The 13,848-nt window shown below is 59.7% G+C and carries 10 protein-coding genes; 2 read left to right on the top strand and 8 right to left on the bottom strand.

Annotated elements, in window-relative coordinates; all coding sequences use genetic code 11:
- Window positions 1-26: 26 nt before the first annotated feature.
- Window positions 27-788: a DeoR/GlpR family DNA-binding transcription regulator gene (locus ACR0E6_RS05595; RefSeq protein WP_480581507.1), complete on the bottom strand. Its 762-nt coding sequence runs from the start codon at window positions 786-788 to the stop codon at window positions 27-29.
- A gap of 178 nt (window positions 789-966) precedes the next feature.
- On the opposite strand from ACR0E6_RS05595, the gene glpD reads away from it, so the two are divergent.
- Both glpD and ACR0E6_RS05585 read left to right on the top strand, forming a co-directional pair.
- The gene (gene glpD / locus ACR0E6_RS05590; protein WP_480581505.1) at window positions 967-2,553 is read left to right on the top strand and encodes a glycerol-3-phosphate dehydrogenase; all 1,587 of its coding nucleotides are present in this window, start codon (window positions 967-969) and stop codon (window positions 2,551-2,553) included.
- A gap of 186 nt (window positions 2,554-2,739) precedes the next feature.
- Window positions 2,740-3,291 carry a DUF2087 domain-containing protein gene (locus ACR0E6_RS05585; protein ID WP_480581503.1) on the top strand — a complete coding sequence of 184 codons (552 nt, stop codon included), beginning with the start codon at window positions 2,740-2,742 and terminating at the stop codon, window positions 3,289-3,291.
- Between the two features lie 60 nt (window positions 3,292-3,351).
- On the opposite strand, the gene ACR0E6_RS05580 is transcribed toward ACR0E6_RS05585, so the two are convergent.
- The 7 genes from ACR0E6_RS05580 to ACR0E6_RS05550 form a co-directional block, all read right to left on the bottom strand.
- On the bottom strand, window positions 3,352-6,489 hold the full coding sequence (locus ACR0E6_RS05580) for an efflux RND transporter permease subunit (RefSeq protein WP_480581501.1): 3,138 nt from the start codon (window positions 6,487-6,489) through the stop codon (window positions 3,352-3,354).
- A 3-nt stretch (window positions 6,490-6,492) separates the two neighbouring features.
- Window positions 6,493-7,671, bottom strand: a complete 1,179-nt coding sequence (locus ACR0E6_RS05575) for an efflux RND transporter periplasmic adaptor subunit (protein ID WP_170451259.1) — start codon at window positions 7,669-7,671, stop codon at window positions 6,493-6,495.
- Window positions 7,672-7,953: 282 nt separating this feature from the next.
- Window positions 7,954-9,672: a methionine--tRNA ligase gene (metG, locus tag ACR0E6_RS05570; RefSeq protein ID WP_480581499.1), complete on the bottom strand. Its 1,719-nt coding sequence runs from the start codon at window positions 9,670-9,672 to the stop codon at window positions 7,954-7,956.
- Window positions 9,673-9,796: 124 nt separating this feature from the next.
- The gene (locus ACR0E6_RS05565; protein ID WP_480581497.1) at window positions 9,797-10,486 is read right to left on the bottom strand and encodes a sterol desaturase family protein; all 690 of its coding nucleotides are present in this window, start codon (window positions 10,484-10,486) and stop codon (window positions 9,797-9,799) included.
- A 226-nt stretch (window positions 10,487-10,712) separates the two neighbouring features.
- A complete protein-coding gene (locus ACR0E6_RS05560) occupies window positions 10,713-11,933 on the bottom strand; it encodes an MFS transporter (protein ID WP_480581495.1) in 1,221 nt (406 codons plus the stop codon).
- A gap of 83 nt (window positions 11,934-12,016) precedes the next feature.
- The gene (locus ACR0E6_RS05555) at window positions 12,017-12,610 is read right to left on the bottom strand and encodes a YceI family protein (protein WP_480581493.1); all 594 of its coding nucleotides are present in this window, start codon (window positions 12,608-12,610) and stop codon (window positions 12,017-12,019) included.
- Window positions 12,607-13,821 carry an MFS transporter gene (locus tag ACR0E6_RS05550; protein ID WP_480581491.1) on the bottom strand — a complete coding sequence of 405 codons (1,215 nt, stop codon included), beginning with the start codon at window positions 13,819-13,821 and terminating at the stop codon, window positions 12,607-12,609. The genes ACR0E6_RS05555 and ACR0E6_RS05550 overlap by 4 nt, the downstream gene beginning before the upstream one ends.
- Window positions 13,822-13,848 lie beyond the last annotated feature (27 nt).

The raw sequence follows: 13,848 nt of genomic DNA, 5'->3' as shown, positions 1-13,848 counted from the left end.
TGGTGGATAGCCGTCGCAAATCCGGCTCAGGTGCAGAGGCGAACGGTCGTGTCCCAGGTGGCGCATTTCTCGGACAGGTCCGTGGGCAGGGTCTGATCTGTGTAAACCGTATCGATCTCGGCCAGAGAGGCGATACGCGCCGGGGCAGAGCGTTGAAACTTTGAATGATCGGCCACCAGAAACGTACGCCGCGCCTGTGCGATGATTGTCTGGCTGACATGCACTTCCTGAAAGTCGAAATCCAGCAAGTCGCCCTCGGTATCCAACGCCGAGCATCCGATTACCGCATAGTCGAATTTGAACTGTCGGATCGTGTTGACGGTCTGGTTGCCGATCAGACCACCGTCCGAGCGCCGCAACACGCCGCCAGCCACAACAATCTCGCAGCCCGGGTTTTCGACCAGTATGTTTGCAACATTCATATTGTTGGTAACCACCATCAGGGTCTTGTGGTTCAGCAATTGACGCGCGACGGCTTCGGTCGAGGTGCCGATATTCAGAAAGATCGAGGCACCTTCGGGAATATCCTGTGCGCAGGCCTGCGCCATCAGGGTCTTGGCATCCGCGTTCAGGGTGCGGCGATCCTCATACCCGATATTGGACACGCCAGAGCGCAGAACCGCACCACCATGCACCCTGTCGAGTTTGCCGGCATCGGCCAGCTCGGTCAGGTCGCGCCGGATGGTTTGGACGGTGACCCCGAACCGCTCTGCCAGCCCTTCTACCGTGACGCGGCCTTCGGTGCTTGCGATCTCAAGAATGTCGGCTTGGCGGAAGGAAAGGGACATAGCAGTTCCAAATAGTCAGAGTTCTTTCGTTTTTGTTCTTTCTGGCCGAATTGGCAAGTTGCAATGCGTGAAATTCATATCAGTGTTGCAAAACGAAAATAAACGAACATAAAGGTTGATAATGCGAATACCCTTCTGATTAATGCGCGCAGATGGGTTTGATTGGGAATCAAAAGCTATGACATCGACGGACGATCAGATCACCGACCTGTTCATCATCGGCGGCGGTATCAACGGATGCGGCATCGCGCGGGATGCGGCAGGGCGGGGATTGTCTGTCACATTGGCGGAGATGAACGATCTGGCGTCGGCTACGTCTTCCGCCTCGACCAAGCTGTTTCACGGCGGTCTGCGGTATCTTGAGTATTTCGAAATCCGGCTGGTGCGCGAGGCGCTGATCGAACGTGAGACGCTGCTGCGTGCCATGCCCCACATCAGTTGGCCGATGCGTTTTGTGCTGCCCTATCACAAGGATATGCGGTTCGATTCCGAAACGCCGACATCAAAGCTGCTCAGCACCGTGATGCCATGGATGCGCGGGCGGCGACCGGCGTGGCTGATCCGGTTGGGCCTGTTCCTGTATGACAACCTTGGTGGGCGTAAGATCCTGCCGGGGACCAGCTCTTTGAACCTGCGCAGCGGGCCCGAAGGTGCTCCGTTGCAGGACAGGTTCGAAACGGCCTATGAGTATTCCGACTGCTGGATCGAAGACGCCCGGCTGGTGGTCCTGAACGCCCGCGACGCCGAGGCGCGCGGGGCCCGGATCATGGTGCGGACCGAGGTGATTTCGGCCCATCGGGTCGACGATCTGTGGGAGGTTACGGTCAGGGATCGCGACAGCGATGAAACGCGGGTAATCCGTGCCAAAATGCTGATCAATGCCGGGGGACCGTGGGTTGGGGACATCATCCAATCCAAAATCCACGTGAATTCGCGCGAAGGGGTGCGCTTGGTTCGCGGCAGCCATATCGTGACACGCAGGCTGTTCGATCACGACAAGTGTTATTTCTTCCAAGGCGAAGACGGTCGCATCATCTTTGCCATTCCCTACGAGCAGGATTTCACCCTGATCGGAACAACGGATCAGGACCACGCGGAACCGTCCGAACATCCCGTCTGTACCGATGCCGAGAAGGACTATTTGTGCGCCTTTGCCTCGAAATACTTCGCGCAGCCCGTGACGCGGGACGACATCGTCTGGACCTATTCCGGCGTCCGCCCTCTGTATGATGACGGTGCCAGCAGCGCGACAGCGGCGACGCGGGATTATACGCTGAAGGTGAACGCAAATGGCGGGGCACCTGTGCTGAACGTGTTTGGCGGCAAGATCACCACCTATCGCCGTCTGGCCGAAAGCGCGCTTGAGAAAGTGGCCGAGCATTTCCCGGATTTGCCGGGACCATGGACAGCAGGAGTGGCCTTGCCGGGCGGGGACTTCCCAGTTGATGGGGTGCAGGCCCTTACCGACGCGCTGCGCGCAGACTATCCATTCCTTAATGCCGCTTGGGCCGCGCGCCTGATCCGCGCCTATGGCACCGAGGCGGCGGTGATGCTGGGCGACGCAAAGGAAGCCTCTGATCTGGGCGAGGATTTCGGCGCGACCCTGACGGCGCGCGAGGTCGCGTGGCTGATGGACAAGGAATATGCCCGGTCGGCCGAGGACGTGGTCTGGCGGCGCAACAAGCTGGGGCTGCGTCTGAACGCCGATCAGATCGCGCGGATCGATCAGTGGATGGGGCAGCGCATTCAGGCGCAGGTCGCCTGACCCTTGGCTGACCCGCCGGTTCGTGTTAGCCATCGGGAACGGTCGGCAGACACCGAGGCGTCGCTGCTCTGACATCAGAGAGCTAAACCTGCCATTCAGTTTGAGACGGCATCGCAAACCAAAAGGGGCGTTGTTTCGTCAAGTCAGCGACCGACGAGCGTGCGAAACGCCCGATATGGATGCACGATGACCAAAACACCTGTCCCTTTACACGTGGATGACCTGACCGGATTTGCCCGCAGCTTAAGTCGCCAATTGGGTGAGGGCAGCCCGTCCCATCTGACCCTGATGAACATGCTGTCCCGCGCTGCCGGGTTCCAGAACCTGCAACATATGCGGGCTGCAAGTGCTGCGAAACGGCGAATCGAGGCCGGGCCTGACCTTGTGCCCGTCGATATGCGCATTGTCGAGCGGGCTCTGTTTCAATTCGATGCACATGGCCGCTTGCGCCAATGGCCGTCCCGACGCGCGGTGCAAACCCTTGCGTTGTGGGCTTTGTGGGCCAGCCTTCCCGCAGGCACCAGTCTGAGCGAGAAAGAAATCAACGACATGCTGGGGCGCGAGCATCTGTTTCACGACCCGGCCACATTGCGGCGCACGATGATTGGCTGCGGAATGCTGACCCGGCAAAGCGATTGCAGCGATTATCGACGTGTCGAACAGGCCCCACCGGCAGAGGCGCAAGCCGTCATTAGCGCCGTCACCGCCCGGCGTCGCAGCCGGGTAGTGGCTGCGTAATGTTCTGAATCAAAAAAGCCCCGTGACCTGCACGGGGCTTTTTCTGCATCATTGACGGGGTCAGGTTGCTTCGCCCGTTGGATCCGGGTCTTTCTTGCCGCCCTTCAGCCATTCGCGCAGGCTTTGCATCAGGGCGTAAAGCACCGGCACCAGGATCACGCCGACAAGCGTTGCGGCCAGCATCCCGCCAAACACGGCCACACCAATGGCTTTCTGGCTTGCCGCACCCGCGCCGTTTGCCGCCAGCAGGGGAACAACCCCAAGCAGGAAGGACAGAGCCGTCATCATCACCGCGCGGAAACGCTGATAGGCGGCTTCGGCTGCGGCATCCTTGATCGACAAACCGTTGGCGCGTTGTTCCATCGCGAATTCCACAATCAGAATCCCGTTTTTCGAGGCCAACCCGACCAGCATGATCATCCCGATCTGCGTATACAGGTTGATGTCGCTGCCCACGATGGCCACCGCCGCCACCGCGCCGAACAGGGCGACAACCACCGATAACAGGATCGAGACAGGCATTGACCAGCTTTCGTACTGACCGACAAGGAACAGGTAGCCAAACAGGATCGCCAGCCCAAGGATCACGATCACCAGACTGCCCGAAGCCAACTGCTGCTGCGCCGTTCCGGTCCATTCGAACGCATAGCCGGGGGGCAGGGCGGTCGCGGATTCCTCGGTCATTACATTGATGGCATCACCGGTGGACAAACCCGGGGCAGGCACCGCCGTGACAGTGGCCGAGCGGAACAGGTTATGCCGCTTCAACAAAACCGGGCCCAGCACGTTCTCAACGTCGATGAGCGTGCCCAGTGGAACCATCTCACCTTGTTGCGAGCGGACGTAGAGGTTCGAGATATCCTCGACATTGTCCCTGTATGTCCCATCCGCCTGTATCATGACGCGGTAGACACGGCCAAACAGGTTGAAATCGTTCACATAGTACGACCCCAACTGCGCCTGCATGGTCTGGAAGATCTCGGCAACCGAGACTTGTAGGGTTTTGGCTTTCTCGCGGTCCAGATCGACAAACAGCTGTGGCACGTTTGCACGGAAGGTCGTGTAGGATTGTCCGATCTCGGGGCGTTGGTTCGCCGCGTAAACAAAGGACCCCACGGCCGAGGCCAGATCCTGCGGTGTACCGCCGCCGGTCTGCTGCACCTCCATCTCGACCCCTGCAGACATGCCCAGGCCCTGAATGGGCGGCGGGTTGAAGGCCACGATCGAGGCCGCGGATTCGCCGTTGGCAATGGCCAGAACCTTGGCCAAAATGGCATTGGCGCTCAGGTCATCGTCCTGACGCTCATCCCAATTGGTCAGGTTCACGAAGATAGCGGCGCCGTTTGTGGTTGTACCATTCAGCAGCGAGAAGCCGTTGACCAACACGGTACTGGCGACACCCGGGATTTCGCGGATCTGGTCGTCCACGCGGGCCGAGACCGTTTCGGTCCGTTCCAAAGTGGCCGCGTCGGGCAGTTGGATGTCCACGAACAGATAGCCGTTGTCCTCAAGCGGGATAAAGCCGCTGGAGGTGTTGGACATGATCGTCCCCGTTCCCATCCCCAGCGCCACAATGACACCCAGCGCGACGACGGGCAGGATCAGCAGCTTGCGCACAATCGCGACATAGCCGCTGCGCACCGTTCCGATGAACCCTTCGAACAGGGCCAGAAGCCCCTTGGGCGGGCCGGAACGGGCACGCAGAACCAGGCCACACAGAGCGGGCGACAAGGTCAACGCGTTGATCGATGAGATCACAACAGCGGTCGAGATCGTCACCGCAAACTGCGAATACAGCCGTCCGGAGATGCCGGGCATGAAGGTCACGGGCACAAACACGGCCAACAGAACCAGCGTTGTCGCGATCACGGGACCGGTGATCTGGCCCATCGCCTTGCGGGTCGCCTCGGCAGGGGGCAGCCCTTCATCCGCGATGATCCGTTCGACGTTTTCCACCACCACGATGGCGTCATCAACCACGATCCCGATAGCCAGAACCAGAGCGAACAGCGAGATCGTGTTCAGCGACATGCCAAAGGCCAGCAGGAAGGCAAACGTTCCTATCAAGGATACCGGAATTGCCACCGCCGGGATGATGGTCGCTCGCCAATTCCCCAGGAATATGAACACGACCGAGATCACCAGAATGAAGGTCAGGATCAGGGTCGAAACCACATCGTTCAGCGACGCCTCGACAAAGTCGGTGGTATTGAACGGCACTTCGTATTCGACATCCGTCGGGAAAGAGCGGGACAAGCGTTCCAACTCGGCCTGTACCCGTTCAGACACCGCAAGCGCGTTGGCGCCGGGGGCCTGATAGATGCCGATCACTGTGGCAGGAACCGCCTGGAAATAGCCCGAAGCCGAATAGAACTGCGCCCCAAGCTCCACTCGCGCAATGTCGCGCACGCGCACGATGGACCCGGCATCGCCAGTGCGTATAACAATTTCGCCAAATTCGGCGGCTGAGGTCAGGCGTCCTTTGGTTTTGATCGTGTATTGGAATGTCTGGCCTTCAGGCACGGGCGGAGACCCGATCGAGCCTGCCGAGACTTCGATATTCTGTTCGCGGATCGCATTGATCACGTCACCGGGGGTGATCGAAAGGGCGGCCATCTTGTCCGGGTCCATCCAGATCCGCATGGCGTATTCCAGATTTGTCAGAACATCCGCCTTGCCCACACCCTGAACCCGCGCCAGCGCGTCTTTCAGGTTGATCGAGGCATAGTTGGACAGAAACACACTGTCATAGGTCCCGTTGGGCGAGGTCAACGTCACCAGCAGCAGCATGTTGGTTGACGCCTTTTGCGTCACGACGCCCGAGGAAGTCACCTCGGACGGCAGGGATGACATGGCCTGCGCCACCCGGTTCTGCACGTTGACCGATGCGATATCCGGGTCCGTGCCCACCTCGAAGGTAATATTCAGCGAATACGAACCGTTATCGGACGAGGTTGACGTCATGTAGATCATGTCGTCCACACCGTTCACCTGCGCCTCAATCGGGGCGGCAACGGTGTTTTCCACGGTCTCGGCGTTTGCGCCGGTATAGGTGGTCGTCACGCTGACCACGGGCGGTGTGATGTCCGGGAACTGGGCGACCGGCAGAACCATATAGCCGATGCCGCCCATGATCGTCAGGACAAGCGAAATGACAAGCGCCAGCTTGGGCCGGCTGATGAACAGGGCTGAGAACATCCGTTATTCTCCCGGCTGCTCAGAGGCCACGACCGCATCCACGGCCACGCCTGGACGCACCCTTTGCAGGCCCTCGACGATCACGCTCTCGCCTTCGCGAAGCCCATCGGTGACGATGATGGCGGTGTCCACCGTGTCACCGGTCGTGATATAACGCTGTTCGACCATCTGCTGGTCATTGACGACCAGAACAAACTCGCCCCGTTGATCCCGTTGTAGCGCGGCCTGAGGTACAAGCACCTGCAAAGTCGGCTCCAGTGCTTCGATCTGGACGTTAAGGAATGCGCCGTCGATGATCAGCCGATCCGCGTTTTCAAATTCGGCCCGTACGGTAATCGCGCCGGTCAGAGGGTCGATGCGGTTGTCGACAAACACGATTTCGCCGGTTTCACCCAATTCCGTCCCGTTGGGCAGGGTGACGTGCACATTTGGGCTTTTCTGACTTTCTGCCAGAGTGCTGGCATTCTCGCCAAACTGTTGAAGAACCGAAGTAAATTGTTTTTCGTTCAGCGAGAAGTTCACGTAGATCGGCGCTTCGCTGACCAGATTGACCAGCGGGGGGTTCGACGGGCCAACAACGTCACCTACACTTGTCGCAACGCGCCCGATGCGGCCCGAAAACGGGGCCTGAATTTGCGTGTAGCTCAGGTCAAGCTGGGCTTGCTGGATGGCTGCGTTTGCGGCTTTGACTTCGGCTTCGGCAACCAGTTCGTTGGCGCGCGCAATGTCGCGTTCGGATTCCGGGGTTGCATCACGCCGAAACAACTCTTCTTTCCGGGCCAGATCGACCTTTGCCAGTTCCAGATTTGCCTCGGCGCGGTCCAGATCGGCCTTGCGCGCCTCAAGTGTGGCCTCATAGAGGTCGGGCTCGATGGTAAACAGAAGATCGTCTTTCTGGACCAGTGCGCCGTCCTCGACGTTCTGAGACTCAAGAAACCCGTTGACCCGCGCGACGATGTCCACCTTGTCGATGGCTTCGGCCCGACCGATGAAAACGGCTTCATCCGTGATCTCTTGGGTATAGGCCGCAGCGATGGAAACCTTTGGCGGCGGCGCGTCGCTTTGATCTTGCGCCGCAGCCCCATGCGCCACCCCAAGGCAGGTCAGTAAGGCAAGATGCCGCCCCAGCATTTTGGCTGACCCGAAGATGGGAAAACCGATATTCGTCAAATCAAGGGACATGGCGCGTGCCTCACAGTAGATATGAAATAGCTGCCCGGACCCCAAAGGCCCCGGCGCGAGTCGATAGAATTCCTCGACAGGATGGACGTTTTGAGACTTTATCTCAAGCTTCTTGAATACGACTGGTGCGGCCTTGGGCGCAGAATTTTCTTCGTGCTTCGGCTGACTTAGGGCCCCAAGGGTTCAGCACCCTGGTACGACAGGGTGCGTCACGCGATGTATCGGCAAAAAATACGGGGGCCGAAGCGGCCCCCGTGTCGTGTCTGTCACGATGGTCTGAATTCAGTCGCGGGTGCCAGCAAAACGGGTTTGCCAGTCTTCGCGCTGTTCATCTGTGATTTTGGCGAACAGGACATCGGGAACGGTGAACTCATGACCGGCGGGCAGGGCGGCCAGCGCTGCCGCCACATCCTCGGGCCAGCCGGTGTCCAGCGTGTTCATCGCGCTCAGCATCCGGGCCGAGGTGTCGGGGATGAACGGCGCGCTGAGCACCGCGTAAAGACGGATCAGGTTCAGGCCCAGACGCACCTGTGCAGCGGCCTGTTCGGGGTCTTCCTTAAAGGTCGACCATGGGGCTGCGGCCTGCAGGTATTCGTTGCCCGCCACCCAGATGGCCCGCAATTCCTGCGCCGATTTGCGCACATCCATCGCCTCCATATGCCCTTCATAGGCGCGGACGCGGCGGGTCAGTTCGTCGATCAGTGCGTTTTCACGTTCGCCATAGGTGCCACCTTGGGGCACAGCCTCGCCGAATTTCGAACGGCAGAATTTGGTGATGCGGCTGACAAAGTTGCCCAGCACGTCCGCCAGATCCTTGTTCACCGATTGCTGGAAGTTCTCCCACGTGAACTCGCTGTCGCTGCTTTCGGGCGCATGGCTCAGCAGCCACCAGCGCCAGTAATCGGCGGGCAGAATCTCGAGCGCCTGATCCATGAACACGCCGCGCCCCTGCGAGGTCGAGAACTGGCCGCCGTCATAGTTCAGGTAGTTGAAGGATTTCAGGTGATCGACCATCTTCCACGGCTCGCCCGAGCCCAGAATGGTCGCGGGGAAGGAAAGCGTATGGAACGGCACGTTGTCCTTGCCCATGAACTGCATATAACGCACGTCATCCGCGCCCTTGTCGGTGCGCCACCAGCGTTCCCAATCAGCGTCGGTCTTGCCGTTCGCATCTGCCCATTCCTTGGCGCAGGCGATGTATTCGATGGGGGCGTCGAACCAGACATAAAAAACCTTGCCTTCCATCCCCGGCCAGTCCTGATCGCCTTTTTTGACCGGCACACCCCAGTCCAGATCGCGGGTGATGCCGCGGTCCTGCAAACCGTCGCCATCGTGCAACCACTTCTTGGCAATCGAGGTGGTCAGGATCGGCCAATCCTTCTTGGAGTCGATCCACGCGTCCAGTTGGTCCTTCATCGCGGATTGACGCAGATACAGGTGCTTGGTCTCGCGCACTTCCAGATCGGTCGAGCCGCTGATCGCGCTGCGCGGCTCGATCAGGTCGGTCGGGTCCAGTTGCTTGGTGCAATTCTCGCATTGGTCGCCGCGCGCGCGGTCATAGCCACAATTGGGGCAGGTGCCCTCGATATAGCGGTCGGGCAGAAAGCGTTTGTCGGCGTTGGAATAGACCTGTTTCTCGCTGACCTCGCGGATCAGCCCGGCTTCATCCAGCTTCCCTGCGAAATGCTGCGTCAGCACCTTGTTTTGCGCGCTGGACGAGCGGCCAAAGTGGTCAAAGCTGAGCCCGAACCGCTTGGCGATATCGGCCTGCACGCCATACATCTCGGCGCAGTATTCCGCGACCGGTTTGCCCGCCTTGGCGGCCGCCAGCTCGGCCGGGGTGCCGTGTTCGTCGGTGGCGCACAGGAACATGACCTCATTCCCGCGGCCACGTTGATAACGTGCGTAAAGATCAGCAGGCAATTGCGAGCCGATCAGATTGCCGAGGTGCTTGATCCCGTTGATATAGGGGATCGCCGAGGTGATGAGAATCCGAGCCATTTTGCGTGTCCACGTAACTGTCTGCGCGCTCGTCTACAGTAAGTCACTGGCCAGCAAAAGCCCGGCTTTCGGGCAGAAGCGATTTTAGCGCCTGCGTTGCCGATCCTAAAGCGACCTCAGGGGTTCAGCCACCGTTTGTTTCAGGGCGTTCCCAATACAAAGTCCCCAATGCGACATCAAAGACCGGAAAGGTGATGTTGAAATTCGCCTCCTGCATCCGTTCGCGTTTGTGATGCAGGGCGTGCAGATGCCTGAGACGCCACCAGCCGGGTACCGATTGGAACATCGCCTCGGCCCGGCTGCCGGGCGGGACGTGATAGCTGAAGTGACACACCTCATAAAGCAGATATCCGGCGATGGTCGACGCGGCAAACAACGCGCCGACATTTGGATTGAATATCCATCCCAGAACAAGGCCACCGGGCAGCGCAATGCCAATCGTGCTGAGGAAAATCAGATAGATTGGAAACAGAACCACACGCCAGTCAAATGGGCTTTCATATCCCATGTCGGTATCCAGAAAGAAGGAATGATGATCCCCGGTGTGGCGCTGGTAGAACAGTTTGAGCACCCTGGTCTTTTCGTGGCCTAGCCAGCGGTGCGAGGCATATTCGGCAAAGTTCACAAACAAAAGCGTCGCCGGGATCACCAGCAACTCTGGCGCGGTAACGTCCGTGATGAAGGTCAGGCTGTAGCAGATGACGAAAAGGCCAGCGATGGCCACCGACAGCATATGGAAATACCCGCTGTACATTTTGCTTATGCCAGCGCGGTATTTCGCCCTGAAGGCCTGCATGGCTTCTCTGGTCATCATTGTCGTCTTCCTACCGAGTATTCGGGGTCAGACTATATGCTTTTCCGGAATAAGCGCCTGCGACCCGACGTTAACTTGGACAGATTGAAGGTCAGTTTCTTTCGGGACTCGCGCAGTTTCCACCTTGGGACGGTCGTTCAGGCATGATCCGCTCGCGGGGTTTTGGGTCCAACACTCATGTTTCGCACCGTTGGGGGCAGATGCGATCAATGGTGGTCCAGCTTTGCTATCCTTCCCGGGACCGTTTCAGCAATCGGCCAATGATGAAGGAGGTGCGCGGTGCATAGACATAATTTGTTCGCTCTTCGGGCGTGGGGCGCGACCGCATTCGGGCCAGGCCAAATCCGATCAGGAAGATGTGACCCAGCGCAACAAAGGCAAACAGCGCCCCGGGACCGAATTGCTGGATCAGCGTTGATGAAATGTAGGGCGATGCAATGGCCCCCAGCGCATACCAGAACATCAGCGCCGCCGACAGCTCGACCCGCTGTTCGGTTGTGGCAAAGTCGTTTGCGTGGGCGGATGAAACCGAAAAGATCGGGAAGGTGGTAAAGCCGAAGAAACCAGCCGCCAGCATGACACCCACAGTTCCGGTACCGCTTGCCGCCATGGTGACCCCGCAGCTTAGGACCGCGACGGCGGACAGCCAGATCAGAACCCAGCGCCGGTCATATTTATCCGCAAGCCAGCCCATCGGATATTGCGCCAATGCCCCGCCCAACACGAATGAGGCCAGGAAGAACGCGATCTGGTCCACGCCCAGTCCGACCTCCTGCCCATAGACAGGACCAACCATTCGAAACGATGCGGAACTCAGCGCGGCAACGATCACGCCCGCAACGGCAAGGGGTGAGCTGCGCCAGGCCAGTTTTGGCCGCAACCGAGGCGCATCAGGTGTCTGAGGTTGACTGGCCCGCGTCAGTGTCAGCGGCAACAACGCGGCGCAGCACAGAATGGCCAGCAGGTTATACGACACGTAAGAGGCAGGTGGCAGAACCGCGATGATCAACTGCGCGGTCAGCGAGGCACCCATGTCGACAATGCGGTACGTGCCCATCGCGCGCCCACGCGTTTCATTGTTGACTTTTGCGTTCAGCCAGGCCTCGATCACCGTATAGCACCCGGCGACACAGGTGCCCGATGCGATCCTCAGCGCGGCCCAGATATAGGGGTTTTCCGTCAGCGTATGCCCGATTAGCCCCATCGCACCCAAGGCGGTGCAGACCGCGAAGGCGCGGGAATGGCCCACAGTCCCCATCAAACGCGGGGCCCACCAGCAGCCGACAAAGAACCCGATGAAATGTGCCGATCCCAGCAGACCGATCTGCTCGGTCGTGAACTCAAGCGTGATGCCCGAGATGGCGTCCAAAGGCCCGACGCCGCCTGTCGACAGTTGCAACAGAATGACGGAAAGAAACAGGGCGGCGAAGGAAATGATCGTGCGCATAATGGGGTTACACTGACGCTCTGACAGGCAGATGCGCGCGCCTATTCGACGCGAGGGGGTCGTTTTTTGACCTTTGGCCGATTTCAGGCGCGTGAGATTTCGGCGTGGATGTCCAGCCCGACGGTTTCTGCCACCAGATCGGGATAGCCCGAGGCACCAAAGTCATGCCGGTTCAGTGCACCCGTCAGGCCGATGGACAATTGGTCCAGATCGTCCGGGGCTGTTCCGGGGCGACGATAAAGGCTCGCATCCAGGGTCACCGGACGGGTGACGCCCCGCACCGTCAGATCGCCGGTAATCCGCGCCCCGTCCGAGATGCGACCCGACGGGCCAAGTTGAACGTCGGTCGAGACAAAGCGAATGGTCGGATGGCTTTTTGCGTTCAGCACGGTCTGCCCCAGCATCGGCATCCGGGCAAAGGGCAGCCGCGTGCGCGCCTTTCTGACATCCAGCATCACGTCGACCCGGCTGTTCTGCAAACGGCGCGTGTCGATCTGCACATCCGCCGACCGGATCGGCATCGACCCGGTCTGGGAAACGCCCGACAGATCGAAACTGAAACCGACGCGGGTGTCCCGAGCCGACAGAACATAGGGTTGCAAAGCGGCTTGCGCCGTCCGGGTCAGGGGCAGGGTAGCCAACCCGGCAAGGACACAGCGGCGGGTCAGGGTGGTCATGCCATGACCCCCTCTCGTCTGGGGCGGGAACGTTTGAGCAGCATCAGCACGATAGCGATGTTCAGCCCGTTCCACAGAATGCCGTTCACGAAGGCCAGTTGATAGTTTCCGGTCACGTCGTAAATCCATCCCGACATCCAGCCGCCAAGGGCCATGCCCAGAATGGTCATCATCATCACAAAGCCGACACGCGCCCCGGCCTCTTGCGGGGGCATGTATTCACGCACGACCAGAGCATAGCTGGGGACGATGCCGCCCTGTGCCAGACCGAACAGCATGCTGATGACATAAAGTGAGACCATCCCGTCATAAGGCAGGAACAGAAACAGCGCGATACATTGCAGGACCGAGCCGATCAGCAGGGTCATGACGCCACCCAACCGGTCCGCCAGCAAGCCCGAGATAATCCGGCTGACAACGCCACCCAGCAGCATCAGCGACAACATCTCGGCCCCCACGGCGGGTCCGTATCCCAGTCCGACGCAATACGAGACGATATGGACCTGCGGCATGGACATGGCCACACAACAGCCGATACCGGCAAGGCCCAGAATATATTGCAGCGCGCGGGGTGAGACGCCAACGCTGCGGGCGTTGATCTGGGCGGTTGCGGCGGCTGTGCTGTGCGCCTCGACCGGGACCTGACGGCGCAATAGAAGGGACAAGGGAATGACGACCAGCAGGGTCAGGGCGGCCAGGGTCAGGTAGACCTGTTGCCAGCCATCGCGGGCCAGAATGTCGGACAGCAGCGTGGGCCAGATCGCGCCGGACAGGTAATTGCCGCTGGCCACCAGCGCCACGGCAATTCCGCGCCGCTTCATGAACCAATGCGAAATATCTGCGATCAGGGGGCCAAACCCAATCGATGTGCCCAGACCCAGCAGCAGATGCGCAGCCGACAGCAGCAGGATATTCGGGGCCCAAGTCGCCAGCAGATAGCTGACCGCACTCAGCATTGCGGCCCCGATCAGCGCTATGGTCACGCCCAGACGGTCAACCATTTGCCCCAAGCACATATTTCCCAGGGCAAAGCCGATCATGGACAGAACATACGGCAACGAGGCTTCGGCCCGCCCTGCGCCGAATTCGGCCTCGATTGCGGGCATCACCACGATCACCGCCCACATGCCCACATTCGCCACCGTTGCGATGGCGAGGGTGATAAGAAGGCGCAGCCAAGAGTAGCGGCTATCGTGGATCGGGTGAGTCATGCGGTGACGCTAGGGTGCGGTCCGGGG

This window comes from Ruegeria sp. AP12 (genome assembly GCF_056540025.1).
Note: the sequence above shows the minus strand (reverse complement) of the source record. Positions and strands in the feature narration are given on the sequence as shown.

Coding starts and splice junctions, on each gene's coding strand:
- ACR0E6_RS05595 (WP_480581507.1), bottom strand. CDS start 788: ATGTCCCTTTCCTTCCGCCAAGCCGACATTCTTGAGATCGCAAGCACC.
- glpD (WP_480581505.1), top strand. CDS start 967: ATGACATCGACGGACGATCAGATCACCGACCTGTTCATCATCGGCGGC.
- ACR0E6_RS05585 (WP_480581503.1), top strand. CDS start 2,740: ATGACCAAAACACCTGTCCCTTTACACGTGGATGACCTGACCGGATTT.
- ACR0E6_RS05580 (WP_480581501.1), bottom strand. CDS start 6,489: ATGTTCTCAGCCCTGTTCATCAGCCGGCCCAAGCTGGCGCTTGTCATT.
- ACR0E6_RS05575 (WP_170451259.1), bottom strand. CDS start 7,671: ATGTCCCTTGATTTGACGAATATCGGTTTTCCCATCTTCGGGTCAGCC.
- metG (WP_480581499.1), bottom strand. CDS start 9,672: ATGGCTCGGATTCTCATCACCTCGGCGATCCCCTATATCAACGGGATC.
- ACR0E6_RS05565 (WP_480581497.1), bottom strand. CDS start 10,486: ATGATGACCAGAGAAGCCATGCAGGCCTTCAGGGCGAAATACCGCGCT.
- ACR0E6_RS05560 (WP_480581495.1), bottom strand. CDS start 11,933: ATGCGCACGATCATTTCCTTCGCCGCCCTGTTTCTTTCCGTCATTCTG.
- ACR0E6_RS05555 (WP_480581493.1), bottom strand. CDS start 12,610: ATGACCACCCTGACCCGCCGCTGTGTCCTTGCCGGGTTGGCTACCCTG.
- ACR0E6_RS05550 (WP_480581491.1), bottom strand. CDS start 13,821: ATGACTCACCCGATCCACGATAGCCGCTACTCTTGGCTGCGCCTTCTT.